This is a genomic window from Zobellia roscoffensis (genome assembly GCF_015330165.1).
In the GTDB taxonomy this organism is placed as follows: Bacteria; Bacteroidota; Bacteroidia; order Flavobacteriales; family Flavobacteriaceae; genus Zobellia; species Zobellia roscoffensis.
In genome coordinates this window covers 192,400-211,801 of sequence record NZ_JADDXT010000002.1, presented here as the reverse complement: position 1 = coordinate 211,801, position 19,402 = coordinate 192,400, and the positions used below count along the sequence as shown (strand labels likewise).

General features: G+C 37.4%; 14 protein-coding genes. 8 read left to right on the top strand and 6 right to left on the bottom strand.

Features of this window, described 5'->3' with window-relative positions; genetic code table 11:
• Nucleotides 1–222: 222 nt before the first annotated feature.
• From IWC72_RS00845 to guaB, 5 genes are all read left to right on the top strand, one after another.
• Nucleotides 223–1,449 carry a DUF4856 domain-containing protein gene (locus IWC72_RS00845; protein ID WP_194528519.1) on the top strand — a complete coding sequence of 409 codons (1,227 nt, stop codon included), beginning with the start codon at nucleotides 223–225 and terminating at the stop codon, nucleotides 1,447–1,449.
• 112 nt (nucleotides 1,450–1,561) lie between these two features.
• Nucleotides 1,562–2,701: an imelysin family protein gene (locus IWC72_RS00840; RefSeq protein ID WP_194528518.1), complete on the top strand. Its 1,140-nt coding sequence runs from the start codon at nucleotides 1,562–1,564 to the stop codon at nucleotides 2,699–2,701.
• A 3-nt stretch (nucleotides 2,702–2,704) separates the two neighbouring features.
• On the top strand, nucleotides 2,705–4,072 hold the full coding sequence (locus IWC72_RS00835; RefSeq protein ID WP_194528517.1) for an HTTM domain-containing protein: 1,368 nt from the start codon (nucleotides 2,705–2,707) through the stop codon (nucleotides 4,070–4,072).
• The gene (locus tag IWC72_RS00830) at nucleotides 4,053–6,527 is read left to right on the top strand and encodes a TonB-dependent receptor domain-containing protein (RefSeq protein WP_194528516.1); all 2,475 of its coding nucleotides are present in this window, start codon (nucleotides 4,053–4,055) and stop codon (nucleotides 6,525–6,527) included. Before IWC72_RS00835 ends, IWC72_RS00830 begins: the two co-directional genes overlap by 20 nt.
• A 230-nt stretch (nucleotides 6,528–6,757) precedes the next feature.
• On the top strand, nucleotides 6,758–8,230 hold the full coding sequence (gene guaB, locus IWC72_RS00825; RefSeq protein ID WP_194528515.1) for an IMP dehydrogenase: 1,473 nt from the start codon (nucleotides 6,758–6,760) through the stop codon (nucleotides 8,228–8,230).
• Between the two features lie 78 nt (nucleotides 8,231–8,308).
• Here the strand turns inward: guaB and IWC72_RS00820 are convergent, their stop codons facing one another.
• From IWC72_RS00820 to lysA, 3 genes are all read right to left on the bottom strand, one after another.
• Nucleotides 8,309–10,894, bottom strand: coding sequence for a M1 family metallopeptidase (locus IWC72_RS00820; RefSeq protein ID WP_194528514.1), 2,586 nt, complete (start codon nucleotides 10,892–10,894; stop codon nucleotides 8,309–8,311).
• Nucleotides 10,895–11,058: 164 nt separating this feature from the next.
• The gene (locus IWC72_RS00815; RefSeq protein ID WP_194528513.1) at nucleotides 11,059–11,592 is read right to left on the bottom strand and encodes a thioredoxin family protein; all 534 of its coding nucleotides are present in this window, start codon (nucleotides 11,590–11,592) and stop codon (nucleotides 11,059–11,061) included.
• Between the two features lie 59 nt (nucleotides 11,593–11,651).
• Entirely contained in the window at nucleotides 11,652–12,893 is a 1,242-nt protein-coding gene (gene lysA, locus IWC72_RS00810; protein WP_194524371.1) for a diaminopimelate decarboxylase, read from the bottom strand.
• A gap of 164 nt (nucleotides 12,894–13,057) precedes the next feature.
• Here lysA and IWC72_RS00805 point away from each other — a divergent pair, with 164 nt between their 5' ends.
• From IWC72_RS00805 to IWC72_RS00795, 3 genes are all read left to right on the top strand, one after another.
• Nucleotides 13,058–13,696 carry an LON peptidase substrate-binding domain-containing protein gene (locus tag IWC72_RS00805; protein ID WP_194528512.1) on the top strand — a complete coding sequence of 213 codons (639 nt, stop codon included), beginning with the start codon at nucleotides 13,058–13,060 and terminating at the stop codon, nucleotides 13,694–13,696.
• Between the two features lie 189 nt (nucleotides 13,697–13,885).
• Entirely contained in the window at nucleotides 13,886–15,079 is a 1,194-nt protein-coding gene (gene sucC / locus IWC72_RS00800) for an ADP-forming succinate--CoA ligase subunit beta (RefSeq protein WP_194524369.1), read from the top strand.
• Between the two features lie 274 nt (nucleotides 15,080–15,353).
• Nucleotides 15,354–15,704: a hypothetical protein gene (locus tag IWC72_RS00795; RefSeq protein WP_194524368.1), complete on the top strand. Its 351-nt coding sequence runs from the start codon at nucleotides 15,354–15,356 to the stop codon at nucleotides 15,702–15,704.
• Between the two features lie 83 nt (nucleotides 15,705–15,787).
• Here IWC72_RS00795 and ald read toward each other — a convergent pair whose 3' ends face one another.
• The 3 genes from ald to IWC72_RS00780 form a co-directional block, all read right to left on the bottom strand.
• Nucleotides 15,788–16,867, bottom strand: coding sequence for an alanine dehydrogenase (gene ald / locus IWC72_RS00790; RefSeq protein WP_194524367.1), 1,080 nt, complete (start codon nucleotides 16,865–16,867; stop codon nucleotides 15,788–15,790).
• Nucleotides 16,868–16,906: 39 nt separating this feature from the next.
• The gene (locus IWC72_RS00785; protein ID WP_194524366.1) at nucleotides 16,907–18,058 is read right to left on the bottom strand and encodes an AEC family transporter; all 1,152 of its coding nucleotides are present in this window, start codon (nucleotides 18,056–18,058) and stop codon (nucleotides 16,907–16,909) included.
• Between the two features lie 126 nt (nucleotides 18,059–18,184).
• Nucleotides 18,185–19,372 carry a pyridoxal phosphate-dependent aminotransferase gene (locus tag IWC72_RS00780; RefSeq protein ID WP_194524365.1) on the bottom strand — a complete coding sequence of 396 codons (1,188 nt, stop codon included), beginning with the start codon at nucleotides 19,370–19,372 and terminating at the stop codon, nucleotides 18,185–18,187.
• Between the last annotated feature and the right edge of the window lie 30 nt (nucleotides 19,373–19,402).

Sequence of the window (19,402 nt, the reverse complement as noted above, 5' to 3'; positions counted from 1 at the left end):
TTGTAATGCTTATTCAAAAGTAATATTTTTATTTAGATTAATTATAAATAGTGTAATTATTTCAATTATTGTATAACCAGAAACGGTGTTATCTTTCTTTTTTTACTCTCTCTTACCATCACTATTATTTAGATTTAATAAAAATAATTTTGCGTAGCTAAATCACATGTCTTAGTTTTGCGCTCTATTTAAATCAAGTCTAAATAAATTTCAAACTATATAATGAAAACAGTCCTTTATACATTAGCTATTAGCTCCGTAGTTTTTCTTGCATCTTGTAGTTCAGATGATGATGTTTCAGAAATGAATGAAGATAATATCATGATTAATAATCCTACAAACTATTCTTTTGAGCGAAACGGAGAGAATACAGTAAGCTTTAGTGGGCAAACTACTCGCATATTAATGGCTCAGGAGCTTTTGGGAGGTTTTACAACAAATACGAATACAGCAGAGTCACTGCAAGCAATGTATGCTCATGAAGAAGGGGCAGCAGATTTTGAAGATGCAGATTTAAATACTTCCGATAAAAGTCTACGCAGTAAAACAGCTGCTTCTGTAGATTATTTTTCTACAAATGCTACGGACCAAGCGCTTATTCGTGCTGATTTTGAATCTTGGATAGATGGTCAAGTAAATGAAGTTTTTGCAAATTGGGATGTAACTGCTGAGGCGGGTATTGCAGGTCAATTAGCGGATGGTGAGAAAACACGCTATGTAAATGCTCAAGGTTTAGAATACAACCAATTGTTCGCGAAAGGATTGTTAGGAGCTTTAATGACCGATCAGGCCTTGAACAATTATTTGAGTACAGCAGTGTTGGACGAAGGTTCTAGCCGCGCAGATAATGATGCAGGTACGGTATTAGAGGGTAAGTCATATACGAACATGGAACACAAGTGGGATGAAGCTTATGGTTATGTTTACGGACTTAATGCCGACGCTTCAAATCCAAATGCCGATTTAGGTGCAGATAAATTTCTGAACGAATACATAGGTAAGCTAGAAGAAGATACAGATTTTGCCGGAATTGCAGATGAGATATTTCAGGCATTTAAATTAGGTCGTGCTGCAATTGTTGCTGGTGACTATGATGTTCGTGATGCTCAGGCCGAAATCATTAGAGGGAAAATATCTCAGGTAATTGCTGTTAGAGGAATTTACTATTTACAACAAGCCAAAGCAACTTTAGCTGCGGAAACACCTAACTACGGTAGTGCATTTCATGCGCTTTCTGAAGCCTATGGTTTTATCTATAGCTTACGTTTTACCCGCCAACCGGGTACGGATGGAGCTTACTTTTCTAAAGAGGATTCCAATGAGCTTTTAGAAGAATTGATGGAGGACGGTGTAAACGGACTATGGGACGTTACAGCGGAAACTATTGACGAAATTTCTGAAGATATTGCAGAAGAATTCGATTTTACTGTAGTCCAGGCAGGTGAATAGTCTTACCTGTATAAAGAATTAAAACTTAAGTGTTGAAAAAAAGCAGCTTCTGTTAGGATATAACAGGCTGCTTTTTATATTTTTGCTTACTTAGAATAAATAAAAATAAGGTATGAGAAGGTTTTTTGCCGTTGTAGTTGTGGCAACAATGATTTGGGCTTGTAGTTCTGATGGAGGTACGGACCCAACTGATGATGGAACGGTAGACCCGGAACCGAAACCTGTAAGTTTTGAACGAGGACCTATGCTGGCCAATTGGGCAGACAACATCATCATTCCCTCGTATAAAGCATTTTCGGGTGAAATGACTGATTTGCAAACCTCTTTTGACACTTTTAAAGGTGATTCTAATGAAGCTAATTTTATAGCCTTAAGAGCCTCATGGTTGTCCGCTTATAAAATGTGGCAAAGAGTTTCAATGTTTGAAATAGGGCCTGCCGAAACAGTTGGTCTTCGGTTAAATATGAATATTTATCCTGCAGCTTCTGATAAAATAGACGGCTTTTTAATTTCAGGTACTTATGATTTGGCATTGGCATCTAATAGAGATGCCAAAGGTTTTCCTGCCTTAGACTATATAATTAATGGTTTGGGAGAAACAGATGAGGCTATTTTAGAAAAGTATAACGGAGCTGAAAAAGAAAATTTAATTGCTTATACAGGTAATGTTATTGCAGATATGGTAACGTTAACAGCAGGTGTATTGGCGGAATGGGAATCAGGTTATAGAGCTACTTTTGTAACCAATGATGGTGCTTCTTCAACGGCTTCTGTGGATCGTTTTATAAACGACTATGTTTTTTATTACGAGAAATTTTTGAGAGCGGGCAAAATGGGAATTCCAGTAGGAGCCTTTTCGGAAACCGTACTTCCTCAGAATGTAGAGGCGTATTATAAAGGCGATGTTTCGAATGAGTTGTTTTTAGAAGGTTTAGATGCTGTTCAGGATTTTTTTAATGGTGTACACTACGGGAAAAGCACTTCTGGTGAAAGTTTGGGTTCTTATTTAGATGCCTTGAACACTGTTAAAGATGGTGATGATTTAAAGAAGTTAATAAACGACCAGTTTGATTTAGCTAGAACAAAGGTTGCTGCATTAGCACCTTTTCGTGAAGAAATAGAAAATAGTGTGCCTCCAACCAATATGTTGTTGGCCTATGATGAAGTACAGCGTATTGTACCCTTGTTAAAAGTAGATATGGTTTCTGCCATGAGCGTAAGTATTGATTTTGTTGATGCCGATGGTGACTAGAAAATGAACCGTTTTATTAACAAACATATATCAGCCCCAATAGAGGCCGCCCCTTTGGCGGTCTTTCGCATTTTATTTGGTGTGATGATGTTGTTGAGTATTATAAGGTTTTGGAGCTACGGATGGATAGAGAAATTATACATTCAGCCTAAGTTTTTCTTCTCATATTATGGTTTTGAATGGGTGAAGCCTTTAGGTGTTTATACGTATCTCATATTTATTATTTGTGGCCTGTCTGCCATCTTTGTGGCTTTAGGGTATAAGTACAAATTGGCAATACTAACTTTTTTTATCAGTTTCACCTATATAGAGTTGATGGATAAGACCACCTATCTCAATCACTACTATTTTATAAGTCTACTTAGTTTTTTGATGATTTTTTTACCTGCCAATGCTTATTTTTCTTTGGATGCAAAATATCATCCTAAAAAAGCATTCCAGAAGATTCCTGCTTGGACTATTAACGGTATTAAACTCCTGTTGGGAATAGTATATTTTTATGCAGGTTTAGCTAAACTAAATTCTGATTGGCTTTTAAAAGCCATGCCTTTAAAAATCTGGTTACCTTCTAAATTTGATACACCACTTCTAGGTCAGTTTTTGCATGAAGAATGGGTGCAGTATGCTTTTAGTTGGTTTGGCGCTGGTTATGATTTGGCAATTCCTTTCTTGTTATTGTATAAAAAAACACGGCCGTATGCCTTTGTAGTCGTGGTTGTTTTTCATGTAATGACACGAGTGTTATTTCCTATAGGGATGTTTCCGTATGTCATGATTATCTCTACATTAATATTTTTTGATTCCTCATTACATCATAAGCTTTTAGGGTATTTGAGCAGTCTTTTACATATACCTAAGAATTTATTTGATAATGGTCGAAGCCTGGTAAATCCTTCAACCTTTAAAACAAACGCTAAACGGGTTGTAGTCACATTATTTTTTGCGATTCAATTACTCATGCCATGGCGGTATTTGGTGTATCCGGGAGAATTGTTCTGGACCGAAGAAGGGTATCGGTTTTCTTGGCGAGTTATGCTGATGGAAAAATCAGGTTACGCTCAATTTAAAGTGGTAAGTAAAGATAGCGGAAGGTGGTTTTACGTAGATAATTCTGATTTTTTGACGCCTTTTCAGGAAAAGCAAATGTCCTTTCAACCCGATTTTATCCTGGAATATGCGCATTATTTAAAAGAGCATTTTGAAAGGGACGGACATAAAAACGTACAAATATTCGTAGATAGCCGCGTGGCCTTAAACGGACGGTTAAGTACAACATATATAGACCCAGAAGTAGACCTCGGCCAAGTGCAGGAGTCATTCGAACACAAAAAATGGATAATACCTTTTACTGATGAAATTAAAGGAATTTAGTATTGTATGCTTTATGTTCTTAGCATCGTTTTCTGCGGTTGCGCAGCTTACCATCTCAGGTATAGTAACAGATGATAAGGGTAACGCTGTTGAAGATGCAGAAGTATATTTAAAAGAACTTCAGTTGTTACGAACAGCCAGTTCGGATGGTAGTTTTGAGTTTGCCAACATTCCAGGCGGTAAATATACTGTTGTGGTGTTTGCCTTTGAATATGAAGTCTACGAAAAGGAATTGACTTTTGATACGACCTTCAATCTCAATATTCAACTTCAGCGCATACAGTCGCAAGCGCTTTCAGAGGTTGTTTTAACCGAACGGCGAGAGAAAGTATTTGCCTTAAAACAACTTAAAAAGGTAGAAGGAACGGCCATTTACGCCGGTAAAAAGACAGAGGTGGTTTTATTGGAAGGCTTAACGGGAAACCTTGCGGCCAATAATGCAAGACAAATTTACAGTCAGGTTGTTGGTCTTAATATTTATGACAATGGCGATGCTGGTTTACAGTTAAATATTGGAGGTAGGGGATTGGACCCTAACAGAACGGCCAATTTCAACACCCGCCAGAACGGTTATGATATTAGTGCTGATGTTTTAGGCTACCCAGAAAGCTATTATACTCCACCGGCAGAAGCGCTAGAGGAAATTCAAGTTATTCGTGGGGCTGCTTCCTTACAATATGGTACTCAATTTGGTGGTTTGATTAATTTTAAATTCAAAAAACCGAATCCAAATAAGGAGATAGAGCTCGTTTCCCGCCAAACCGTTGGTTCGTATGATTTGTTTACGAGCTTCAACAGTTTAAGTGGTACAGTGGGTAAATTTAGCTATTACACCTATTTTAACTATAAGGATGGTAATGGCTTTAGACCCAATTCAAACTTTAATAGCAAGAACTATTTTACGCATTTAGGTTATGAAATTTCCGATAGGACAAAAGTAACTTTTGAAACGACCTTCATGCATTATTTGGCCAAACAACCCGGTGGTCTTACAGATGCTCAGTTCTATGAAGACCCTACTTTTAGCAATCGTGATAGAAACTGGTTTGAAGTAGATTGGCGTTTGTACTCGTTACGGCTAGACCACGCTTTTTCGGATAAAACGGACTTTAGTCTAAATGTGTTTGGCCTAAATGCTTCTCGTAGAGCATTAGGATTTAGAACCAACAGGGTATCACAAGAAGATATTATTACCGAACCTAGGGAACTGTTGGTAGATGATTTTAGTAATTGGGGAGCAGAGGCAAGGGTATTAACCAGGTACAACTTGGCGGGCACCGAATCTGCACTTTTGTTAGGTTCTAAAATTTACAAAACGAATAATGACCAAAGACAAGGTCCTGGCTCTGCAGCTGATGATGCAGATTTTTCTTTTGCGGATGCCAACTTTCCAAATTATGAGAGACAATCTGAATTCAATTTTCCGAATTTTAATGTCGCTTTTTTTGGTGAAAACATCTTCAATCTTTCGGATAGATTTGCTGTAACTCCCGGTTTTAGATTAGAACATATTAAAACCGAAAGTATAGGTAGCTACCGCGAAATCACTTTAGATTTAGCCGATAATCCTTTATCGAATAGAGAAATACAAGATGATAATGTTTTTGAGCGAACCTTTTTACTGTTGGGTTTAGGGGCAACGTATAAAGTGTCACCAAGTGTTGAGCTATATGGCAATTTTTCCCAGAATTATAGGTCTGTAACTTTTAGTGATATTCGTGTGGTAAATCCTTCTTTTGAAGTAGACCCGAACATATCCGATGAAGATGGGTTTACGGCCGATTTTGGTGCTCGGGGAAGATTTAAAGATGTTCTTTCTTATGATGTTAGCGTATACGGCCTGTATTATGACAATCGCTTAGGGGAAATCTTAAAGGAAGAAACTCAGGTGAATGCAGTGGGCGAAGAAGTATCCACCGGAAGATTGTTAAGGGCAAGGGGAAATATAGGAACCGCTTTTATATATGGTCTAGAAAGTTTTGCAAATTGGAGTATAAAAGAAACCTTCTTTCCGCAATCGGAAAAGGTGAAGCTAAATTATTTCGCCAATTTGGCTTTGACACAATCCGAGTATCTTTCTTCCGAAAGAAACAATGTAGAAGGTAGTGAAGTAGAATTTATACCCAAAGTAAACCTAAAAACAGGTTTAAACTTTGGGTATGGCAACTTGCTGGGCAGTTTACAGTACACCTATTTTGACAAACAGTTTACGGATGCTACCAATGCATTACAAGATGTAAGTGATAACCAACGAGGTATTGAAGGAGAAATACCTGCTTATGACATTTTGGATTTCTCGCTTTCCTACACCTATAAAAATTGGAAGTTGGAAGCGGGTGTCAATAACCTTTTAGATAATTCATATTTTACGCGTCGGGCTACGGGCTATCCCGGGCCGGGTATTATTCCGTCTGAACCGAGAACATTTTATACAACGCTTCAGGTTAAATTATAAATACGTTCTAAGGATAAAATTCGCTGATGTTCATGTGATTTTATTTTTGGTTTTTATATCCATTTAAAACAAAGGATACAGAAGTAGTTTTTTGATGTGGATTAGAGATATTCTTCAGAAGAATGTGAGTGATTTCTGTAGGTTTCCATTTGGTCGTAATCGAACCTTGATAATAAGGTGATAACCAATTAATTTTACTACATTTGCACGCAATTAAATCTTTAATTGCTATGGAAGCCCACCTGAATAAAATTGTTGGAGAAGGTCTCACTTATGATGACGTACTCTTAGTCCCTGCCTTTTCTGAAGTACTCCCAAGAGAAGTAAATATTCAAACTAAATTTACACGTAACATTACTATAAACGTACCGGTCGTTTCGGCTGCTATGGATACGGTTACGGAATCTCGTATGGCTATTGCCATTGCGCAAGAAGGAGGTATTGGTGTACTTCACAAAAATATGACCATTGAGCAGCAAGCGGTAAAAGTGCGCAAAGTAAAGCGTGCGGAAAGTGGTATGATCATTGATCCTGTTACTCTACCGTTAGACTCTTTTGTTCGTGATGCAAAAGCCAATATGAAAGAATTTAGTATTGGTGGAATTCCTATTGTTGATGGTGAAGGTAAATTAATTGGTATTGTTACCAATAGGGACCTTCGTTTTGAGAAAAATAACGACCGTCCAATTTCTGAGGTAATGACTACCAAGAATTTGGTAACGGTTGGGGAAGGCACCTCATTGGCACAGGCCGAAGATATTCTACAAGAGAATAAAATTGAAAAACTTCCTGTAGTTGATAAGAATTACAAATTGGTAGGTCTTATTACTTTTAGGGATATCACCAAACTAACACAAAAACCTATAGCAAATAAGGATACATACGGAAGACTTCGTGTGGCTGCAGCTATAGGTGTTACACCGGATGCAGTAGATAGGGCAGAAGCTTTAGTTAATGCTGGTGTAGATGCAGTTGTTATTGATACGGCGCACGGTCATACCAAAGGTGTGGTAGCAATTCTAAAAGCGGTTAAAAAGAAGTTTCCAGATTTAGATGTTATTGTAGGTAATATAGCCACGGGCGAGGCAGCCAAATATTTGGTTGAAGCTGGTGCAGATGCCGTAAAAGTAGGTATTGGACCCGGTTCTATTTGTACAACTCGTGTGGTTGCCGGTGTTGGTTTTCCTCAGTTTTCTGCGGTACTAGAAGTATCTGCCGCCATAAAAGGTACAGGTGTTCCGGTAATTGCCGATGGAGGAATCCGCTATACAGGCGACATTCCAAAAGCGATAGCTGCTGGTGCTGATACGGTTATGTTAGGTTCTCTTTTAGCGGGTACGAAAGAATCTCCGGGGGAAACTATCATTTATGAAGGCCGAAAATTTAAGTCGTACCGCGGTATGGGTTCTGTTGAGGCTATGAAAGAAGGTAGTAAAGACCGTTATTTCCAAGATGTAGAAGATGATATTAAAAAACTGGTTCCAGAAGGAATTGTTGGTCGTGTTCCATACAAAGGAGAACTTTACGAAAGTATTCACCAATTTGTTGGTGGTCTTCGTGCAGGTATGGGGTACTGTGGTGCAAAAGACATCAATGCCTTAAAAGAAAATGGTCGTTTTGTTAAGATTACCTCCAGCGGTATCAATGAAAGCCATCCGCATGATGTAACTATTACAAAAGAATCGCCTAACTACAGTAGGTAGGTGTTGACTTCAAATAATATAAAAGAGCCCTCATATAGGGCTCTTTTTTTGCTCTTAACTTTCTTATTTAGTCAAACTCTAGTCGATTTTGACTGAATCTTCTTTTTCGTTCAAAGTATGTATTCGGTAAAGGTCATCAGAAGCTTGTTTCAATTTGCTTAGAAGTGTAGGTTTTAAATTGGGGTTCTCCTTTATATACTCATTGAGTATGGTGTAGGCCTTGGCTGAAGTATGTTTGCCTATGGTATTGTTCAACCATCCCTTAGGAAAGAAAATATCCCCTGTTTTTTGAATTTCCGTTAACAGGTCAAGACTTGCTCTTAAGTTGGTAAGGCTCGTATTTGCACGTAACGGATGATTAAGGTTGCTTAGAGCGTGTAAAACCCAAGATTCTTTTTGTCTATTTTTTTCGTCATGGAGAGATGCAAAGAATTTGTTTCTAACCGTTATATCATTCGATAGGGAAGGGAGCAAGTAATCTAGCTCGGCCTGCTTATCCGGGTTGGTCAAATCTCGTCTGGCTTCCTTTAAAATATTTTCATAATCCGAATGATTGTAAAGTGCTAAACTCATGGCCATTTTGGTATAATCATCTTGATTCAGCTTTAAATCTGAAATGACCCTATCTTTGTTCCAGACCGCAAACAATTGCTTTTTGGAAGCATCAGTATACGCAATGGAGCGAAATGTAGAAAATAGTGTTTTCTTAATGTTTGAAGGTAAGTCTGATTGTAGTTGCTTCCATAGTTGCTTGGCAGGTAAGGGCTGATACAGGTCTCTTTCAGCTGGTGAAAGGTATTTCCAAAAAAGCTGGGATATATATCCGGATAGCAAATTGGATAAGAGTTCGTTTTTTTCTGTTTTTAAACTATGACGATAGAACTCAAGAACAGTAGCTGGTTTGATATTTCCATTTAAACAGTTCTCAAATGTGTTGATATATATGGAGCCACGGGCAACATCATTTTTAATTTCAGGAAGAGTATCACCCATCGCATTATGCATCGGAAAAACTCCATAGCCCATTCCGTTGGAGTTATAAACCATAGCTAAAGGTTTGGGCTTGCCCAACGCATCGTGTAGTTCTACACTGCTGCTCTTCATATCTACGTTCAGATTTATTACACTGTCTTTGTAGACCATGGTCAGGTCAAAGGTTTGTGGCCATACATGGTAGCTATTGTCTTCTGCAGTTTGACTTATTTTAAAAGAAGAGATATTCTCCTTATCATCATATATTATTTGCTCATGAAATATGGGCCGTCCGGCATTGTTTACCCAAACTTCACTCCACTTTTCAATGTCAAAATCCGTGTTGTTCGCAAAAATAGTTATAAGGTCTGTCCATGTAGCATTACCATTGCTATAAGTCTTAATGTACTCTTGAACCCCTTTCCGAAAGGCTTTCTCACCTAAAACATGTTCTAATTGGCGCATCATTATTGGCGCTTTGCTGTAAATAATACTTCCGTAAAGTGAGCCTGCATTGTTTAAGTTTTCTAATTCCTGACGAATAGGATTAGTGCCTTTTGTTCTATCCTCACCATAGGCTCTTGGGTAATGGGTGGTCATAAAAGAGAGGTCATGGTTGACTTGTGGAAAGGCTGGATTAGCAATCTTATCGGCCATAAAATTGGCAAATACTTCCTTCATCCAAACATCGTTGAACCAATCCATAGTCACTAAATCACCAAACCACATATGACTGGTTTCGTGGGCTATCAATTTTAATCTTCTTAGTTTTTGGTTTGAGGTAGAAGATTCATCTAAAAATAATGTGCCTTCTTTATATTGAATAGCGCCTACGTGCTCCATCCCACCATATTGATACCCGGGAATAGTGGCGAAATCCATTTTTTTAAACGGAAAAGGTTGATTCGTATACTTTTCCAAAAAGGAGATGGATTGTTGATGAAGGTCAAAAACAGTATCGGTACTATAGGCTATTTTATCTTCATCCGTTTCCCTATAAATCATAGTCATGTCAAATTCCCCGGGATGCTGTTCCGTAGATTGAAACTCTCCGGCAACAAATGAGAAGAGATAGGTGCTCATAAGGTCGGACGGGGCAAAATGATGGTAATTGAAGCCGTTTTCTTCTTCTGTTGACACTTTGGGCGCTCCGCTAAGCACGGTCCAATCCTTGGGAGCTGAAATGTCCAAAGTATAGGTCGCCTTAATATTAGGTTGGTCAAAACAAGGGAAGAGCGTTCTGGCTCGGTCCGGAACTAAAAGCGTGTATAAATAATCTTCATTTCGGTTTAAAGAAGACTCACCAGCTATAAAATCTATCTTAATTGTATTCGCTCCCTTTTTAAGGTATTTAGGATTTATAGTGATATGTTCTTTTTCATGACTAATACCAACGGAATTACCGTTCGCTTCAATGGACTTTAAGTTAGAGGTACTTTCTTTAAAATCTAAGTATAAAGGAGCGTCTAAATTGGAAATGTTTAAACTCAGCACCAATTTTGCCGGTATTGGTTCTGTTCTTTCTTCTGGAATTTGAAAATTAAGTTGATAGTTGACGTTAGATACTTGCTCTTTTCTATAGTTTGCCAATTCTTTGGAGATCCCATTTTTTAATTCAAATGTTGTACTCGTGGTATTCTTACAGGAAAGTAGCACTAAGCAAGTGATTAAGGAAATAAAGAATGTTTTCATGAACTTTTGAAACTCGGGATTTACTTTGACATAATGAAAGTACTCAAAAGTAAAAACCAATACAAGAGTATTGTGCAAACTAGTTTTTCGCAAAAGAAAGACCCGATACTATTTTACGTAGCATCGGGTCTGTTTATTTTTATAACTACTTCTTTAAGAAGCTTTTATTTGCTTTCTCCAGAATAAGTTTTCCAATCTTGGTCCTTGTAGATATTGTCGCCAAAATAACGGGCAATATTCAAAAAAGGCTCCGGTTTCTGGTAACCAGGTAGCGGAGAGAGCATATTCATTTCTTCGTCCAGAAAAATAGTAGTAGGGTAACTCATTCTTCCCTGCATTAAAGCAGCGGCAAATTCATGGTATCCTTTTCTTCCAGAAGGTATGAATTTATAAGTCTTTCCTTTGAATTCTATAGGGTCTTTTCCTTCTCCATCCAATTTTACCATATAGAAGTTCTCTTTCATATACGCAGCTACTTCAGAATTCTGAAACGTATCCTTGTCCATCTTCTTGCACCATCCGCACCAATCTGTATAAACATCGATAAAAATCTTTTTAGGATTTTTTTCTGTAGCAGCCAATTCTGCTGCTTCGTTCCAGCTCAGCCATGTTACTTCTTGAGCACTACTATTGGTAGCCATTAAACCTATAAAGGCAAATAAGGCAAGCTTTACTGCGGATGTGGAGAATATTTTCATTGTGATTTTTGCGGTATTAGTCCAACTAATGTACCAAAACTAACGAAAATGGAACAAGTTTATTTTGCTACGGCCTTCTCCTTCTTAGGAGAAAACAAATTTTTAACATCTATCTGATGTTTTATAAGGTCGTCAAAAGTCTCTCGCTCTCTAATTAATATAGCTTTGCCCTCGTGCCACAATACTTCCGCTGGTCTAAACCTAGAGTTGTAATTACTGGCCATGGTAAAGCAATATGCACCTGCATTTTTAAAGCAAAGAATATCGCCTTCGCTTATTTCATTAATTCGTTTATTGCTCGCAAAAGTATCGGTCTCACAAATGTAACCTACAACAGAATAGTAACGTTCTCTACCTTCTGGGTTGGAAATGTTCAAGATACGATGTGTGGCTCCGTAAAGCATTGGGCGTATTAGATGGTTAAAACCAGAATCAATACTAGCAAAAACAGTAGAAGTAGTTTGTTTTACTACGTTCACTTTTGCAAGGAAATTACCCGCTTCGCTCACTAAAAATTTTCCTGGTTCAAAGGCAAGTGTTAGTTCTTTACCGTATTCTTTGCAGAATTCATTGAACCTGGAACCTAATTTTTTACCCAGTTCTTCAACGTTGGTTTCAATATCACCATCTTTATAAGGTACTTTAAAACCGCTTCCGAAATCTATAAAATCTAGATTTTTAAAGTTTTTAGCGGTTTCAAAAAGTATTTCTGAGGCGTATAGAAAAACATCAATGTCTAAAATGTCACTTCCGGTATGCATGTGTATACCGTTAATGTTCATATTCGTAACATTAACAATGCGTAGCAAATGCGGAATCTGGTGAATGCTGATACCAAATTTTGAATCGATGTGGCCCACGGAGATATTTGCATTTCCACCTGCCATAACATGAGGGTTGATACGAATACACACAGGAACATCTGGGTGCTTGCTGCCAAACTGCTCTAAAATAGAGAGGTTGTCAATATTAATACGAACGCCCAACTTAGAAGCCTCTTCAATCTCTTCTAAAGAAACGCCATTAGGGGTAAATATGATAGATTCTGGTTTAAATCCTGCAAGTAATCCTAATTGTACTTCTTGAATAGAAACCGTATCCAAACCGCTACCTAAACTGTTCATCAATTTAAGTATAGCTATATTGGATAATGCCTTAGCGGCATAATTAAGTTTTAACTTTTTTACGCTACTAAAAGCACTTGTAAGTCTCTGAAACTGAGAAATTATTTTTTCCGAATCGTAAACGTAAACGGGGTCTCCATAGGTTTTTGCTATATTTAGCAAATCGGCATTATTCATATCCTTCGGTATTTAATGCAAATTTAGCCCGTTAATCTCATATGCGCAAAAAATCTATTACAATTATAAAAAATACAACAAATTGTTATTTTTAAAACAAACTAGAATATGATATAAGTTTGTGGTTCGTCAATTCAGTTGTATTTTTAAACCAAATTTATATTATGAAACTGGCTCTATTACCACTGCAATCTATATTTTTTCCGGGTGAAACCGTGCCACTACATATTTTTGAAGACCGTTATAAGGAGTTGATCAGAGACTGTAGAAAGGAAGCGGTTACCTTTGGAATTCCCGTGTATATAAATGATAGTATGACTTTTGGAACAGAGGTACAATTGGTAGAGATTGTAAACACCTATGATGATGGTAGCATGGATGTAACCTGTGTTGCGCGCCAAGTTTTCCGCATTCTTAGTTTTGAAACTCAAATGGAAGGAAAGCTATATCCAGGTGGTGAAATTCAATTTTTGGATAGTTTAAACGATGCGGACAAATCCTTAAAAAAAGAAGTGCTGGATAAAATTCATGAACTATACGAGCTCATGGGGGTACCTTATACACTATTACCATTAGAAAAGTTCAATAGTTATGTATTGGTCCACAAAATGGGACTTTCGTTTAATCAAGAATATGAATTGGTGCAATTACCAAAGGAATCTGACCGCCTATTATATATGAAGAGGCATTTAAATTCTACAATAGCCATGTTGAGCGAAGTAAACCGAACTAAGAAGACCATAGAGATGAACGGTAACTTCAAGAATTTTGATCCGTTAGATTTTGAAGATTTTAATCTGTAGACATTTTTTTATACACCATAAAAACTAAACTGTAGGGGGTGCAAGCTCATTTTTAGACGAGTAAACTTGGTGTTGAATGAGCTAATCTCTAAAAGAGATTGTATATCCATGCAACTAACTCTATATTTCATTAGTCTAAATCCTTTGCGTTTGCTATTTTTGCTTCTGAATCTAAATATACCTTAATATATGAATCTTCACGAGTACCAAGGAAAAGAGATTTTGGCCAGTTTCGGTGTGCGCATTCAGCGCGGTATCGTGGCCCATAATTCAAAGGAAGCCGTTGAGGCTGCAAAACAACTAACTGCAGAGACCGGAACAGGTTGGCACGTTATAAAAGCCCAGGTACATGCAGGTGGCCGTGGTAAAGGTGGAGGTGTAAAATTGGCCAAAAACCTAAAAGAAGTAGAGGAGATTGCAGGGAACATTATAGGAATGAACCTAATTACCCCTCAGACTTCTGCAGCCGGTAAAAAAGTACACCAAGTTTTAGTTGCCGAGGATGTATACTACCCGGGCGATAGCGAAACTAGTGAGTTTTACATGTCTGTTCTATTAAATAGAGGAACAGGTAGAAATATGATTATGTATTCTACGGAAGGTGGAATGGATATTGAGGAAGTTGCCGAGAGCACTCCACATCTTATTTTTACGGAAGAGATTGATCCTGCTACAGGTCTTTTACCGTTTCAAGCTAGAAAAATAGCTTTTAACCTAGGACTTTCTGGAACTGCTTTTAAAGAAATGACCAAGTTCGTTGCCTCTTTGTACAAAGCCTATGTAGAGAGTGATTCTAGCATGTTTGAAATCAATCCAGTATTGAAAACATCAGATGATAAAATTATGGCGGTAGATGCCAAAGTGTCTATTGATGATAATGCATTATATCGTAGAAAGCAATATGCAGAAATGCGCGACTTACGAGAAGAAAACCCAATTGAAGTTGAAGCTGGAGCGTTAGGATTGAACTACGTGGACTTAGATGGTAATGTTGGCTGTATGGTTAACGGTGCGGGATTAGCAATGGCTACAATGGATTTAATAAAAATGGCCGGTGGTGAACCTGCTAACTTTTTGGATGTAGGTGGTACTGCAGATGCCAAGAGAGTTGAAGAAGCGTTTCGTATTATTTTAAAAGACGAAGGTGTTAAAGCAATTCTTGTAAATATCTTTGGGGGTATTGTACGTTGTGATCGTGTAGCAAACGGTATTGTAGAGGCTTACAAAAATATGGGAGATGCTATTAAAGTTCCTATTATTGTTCGTTTACAAGGAACCAACGCAGAGATTGCAAAAGAGATTATTGATAACTCTGGTTTAGCGGTACATTCTGCAGTTCAGTTTCAAGAAGCTGCGGATAAAGTAAAAGAGGTTTTAGTATAGAATTTACCGTTTTATATAAATTTTAAAGAGGGATAAGCGTCACAGTTTATCCCTCTTTTTTTATGCTCAATTGAGGTCTATTTTCCAATATCCGGATTTGTATGTGGCTCAGGTATAGTCAAAAGCTGAAATATCGTTAGCTTTTGCACCCTTTTTATGACATTACTGTTTTTTAGTGTTAAATTTTAGTAAATAACCAGTATGAGACCTCTATATTGTAATATCTTTAACATGAATTAGTTATCTGAATTAGCAAAACAAAACAACAAACGCCATGAAAAAATCAATTTATGCATTAATGGTGATGATGGTATTCAACATAGGTTATGTTCTAGCCAGCACACCCGAAGTTGAAGTACACGAACCAAAAGCATTAAAAGTTCTTACTTCACAAATTTATGAGATGTTAGGAACAAACGTTATTCCTAATGATATTAGAGGCTCTAAAGCAGAAGTTAGAGTAGCTGTTGATGAAGGAAATTACCTAAGAATTCTTTCTATAGAAACAGAAAACGAAGCTTTGAAGGAATTTTTGAAAAGTGCAATCGATTTTGAGAAATTATCAAAAGGTACTTTTGAAAAAGGTATTGTATACCGTATTCCAATAGAAGTTGCAAAGCGATAAAAAGCTCATTTTATAATTGAAAAAGCGGTCTCTTGTTTATAAGGGACCGCTTTTTTTTATGGTGTGTTTAGTATTGTTAAATTTTAAAAAGCATCCATAATACCATCATAAACCACTTCTCCGTTAATTATATTTAGCCCTTTCTTAAGAGCTGGGTCTGCATCAGTAGCATTTGCCCATCCTAAATTCGCTAGTTTTAATACATACGGTAGGGTTACATTGGTAAGTGCAACGGTAGATGTATACGGGACAGCTCCGGGCATATTGGCAACTGAATAATGTACTACATCGTCAATAATGTAAATAGGGTCTTCGTGAGTGGTTGGTCTCGTAGTTTCTACACATCCGCCTTGGTCTACGGCAACATCTACTATAACTGTTCCTGGTCTCATTTCTTTAAGCATATCTCTAGTAATAAGATTTGGAGCTTTGGCTCCTTTTAAGAGAACACCGCCAATAATAAGGTCGTGTGTTTGTATATGCTTTCGGATATTAAATTCATTAGAGAACTCCGTTATTACATGAGGTGGCATAACATCATTTATATGTCTAAGTCGCTTCATATTAATATCTAGGATAGTGACTTGAGCTCCAAGCCCTGCAGCCATTTTTGCTGCCTGTACGCCAACTACACCAGCGCCTAATACCAATACTTTGCCTGGTGCAACACCTGGTACTCCTCCTAAAAGGACACCTCTGCCTTTTGCTGGTTTTTCTAAGTATTTGGCCCCTTGTTGAATGGCCATTCTTCCGGCAACTTCGGACATAGGGGTTAGTAGAGGTAAGGTGCCATCTGCATCTTCAACCGTTTCGTAAGCAATACATATAGATTTACTTTCTATCATTGCTTTGGTTAATGGTTCACTAGAGGCAAAATGAAAGTAGGTGAAAACAATTTGATCGGGCTGGACTAAATCATATTCTTCGGCCATTGGTTCTTTGACCTTTACAATCATTTCGCTAATACCATAAACTTGTCCTATAGTATCTAAAATGAGTGCACCCGCTTTTTTGTAGTCATTGTCAAAAAAACCGCTTCCATCTCCAGCGTTGGATTGAACATAAACAATATGACCATGTTTAGTTAATTCAAAGACGCCTGCAGGTGTCATGCCTACGCGATTTTCGTTGTTTTTTACTTCTTTTGGGATACCAATTGTCATACTCTTTTTTTAGATAAATTTAGTAAAGATTTTATAAAATTAGTTATCCTCTGAAGTTTGTGAATGGTTATCTATGCCTGCGTATGTGTTAAATTGGCCGGACAGCTCCCTTTCTTTGCTTTTCTTTACTTTTTCAATTAAATATGGAATAAAAGAAACCGTTATCATACCAAAACCTATTAATAGTAAAATTGCAGGGTTGATAAAGAAATCGCTAAAAGAGAAGATTCCTATGGCCAACATGGTAGAAAACGGTAATGATAATGCCAAAATATTAACGGCAAAATTTATATCAAAGGTTGGTTTATCTTGCTTGTCTTCTTCTTCCATAGCGCTAATAGCACTCATATGAGCAAAAGGCCAGAAGCTACATGAGCTTTGTGGGAATACTATTATGAGTAAAACTAATGGTGCGGCTAAGCCTGGGAATAGTAATATAAAAATAGCAGAAAGGCAGAATGTAATACCTGCTCTACGTATTAAAAGAGAGAGGATAAGACCAAACTCACCAGATTTAATACGTACCGCCATACCAATAAACAATAGTATAAGAGGTGTCATTATTACTTTTATGCTCAATGCAGTATTTTGTAAAAAACCAGGTAGTGATTCTAAGTTAAACCCGAAAGACAATAACAAAAGGCCTACGATGATAACCATATTAATGGGCTCTTTTATTAAAGCTAAACCTAATCCCTTTAATTTGTTAGAGGTTGAGGTTTGTAAATCTTTTAAAGCTCTTTTTTGATACCAGTGCATAGCAACCATATAAAGCAGTATCAGAACAAAAATTTTGTTCCCAACATCTGCTAGGGCGGCAAGTGCTACGGAGTCATCTCCTAAATAAATGGCAATGAACGGAAAGCATGAAAGACCTGGTGCCAGTGAAGGCATTAGCATCATGATGGTTCTTCTTTTTGAGTTTTCTTCTTTTGATACGGATGAGTTAAGAAGGTATTTTGAAGCCAGTAACATAACAAGATTAAATGCTAAGGCAAGCAGGGGAAAAATCAATAAAGAACTGTCTAATTTTATTTTTAAAAGGGCAACGAAAATCACGGCCGGTAAGGCAACGCTTAATATAATTACCTTGACGCCTTTAAGGTCTTGTTTCGCTACTTTTTTTTGTAATAGCAGCCCTAAACCAATAATAAGTAAAAGTTCTAACGTGTTTTGAAGGGCAAAATTCATAAGGTGGTTTGTTTAAGAGTTATTGAATGAGTAGGTGAAACAGGGTTGTAAAACCCGTGGAGAGCCGATTAGGGATATCAAGGCAATTGATGATTAAAACCGACTCTCTGGGGGCATTGCATAACTTTAGGCCAGTACTTTTTGTAAAGCAGCACCGAAAAGTTTCATTTCTTCCATAGTACCCATACTAACACGGCACCAGTTTTTGTCCATAATGTTGAAAGCACGAACACCAACACCTTCTGCGGTCATTTTTTCTAAGAATGCTTTTCCTTCCATTTCAATAGGAAAGATTATAAAACTTGTAGATGATGGTACATAGCTATAACCCATTCCGTCTAATACAGAATAAACATACTCCCTACATTCAGAATTCAATTTTCTTGTTTTGTTTGAAAATTCAATATCATCCATACTTGCCATTGCAGCATGAACCGATGGTAATGAAATACCCATACCACCTCTTGTTATCTTTTGAATGATGGCCAATGTTTCTGGTTGAGCAACCATGTAACCTACACGTAAGCCGGCCATACCTTGAATTTTAGAGAAAGTACGTGCAATCATTACATTTTTACCTTCGTTTATTAGAGATACCATACTTTTTTTAGCAGCATCATCTAAAAATCCTAAATAGGCTTCATCTACAAAAATTGGAACTTTTTCAGAAACCCTAGAGCAAAAATCTACAAGCTCTTCATGGTCTGTCATACTTCCCGTTGGGTTGTTCGGGTTACAGATGTATACCAATTTTGTGTCAGCGTCGATTGCAGCTTCCATGGCTGGTAGATCATGAGACCAATCATCTTTTAGTTTAATAGGCTTCCATGTTGCTCCTGTAGCTTCAGCTACTTTTATCAATGACATGTATGCAGGATCCGCAGAAACAATATTCCCTCCATTTTGGAAAAATACCATCGCAGTTTTCTCTAAAAGGTCAGAAGAACCAGGCCCCATCATAATAGTTTCAGTTTTAACACCTTCTAGTTCAGCAATTTTATCGACCAATTCGAACATTTCTTTCCATCCATAACGATTACCTTTTGGTGCATATTTTTGAAAAGCATCAACAGCCATAGGTGATGGTCCGTAAGGGTTTTCATTGGCGTTTAATTTTGCAAGAAGTTCAACAGGTTTGTCTACTTCATAAGGCAAATACTCTTTAAAAAAAGGAGTATATGGAAGATTGCCTTGAGCATCTATGATCACTGGCTCGTTACCAAAGGCTCCATAACTTAAATACGGCGCAGCTATTGCTCCAGCTGCTGTAAGTGCTCCTCGTTTCAACCATGCTCTTCTGTCTAATGTTTTCATAATAATATGTGTTTTAAGTTAAAAAGTTTA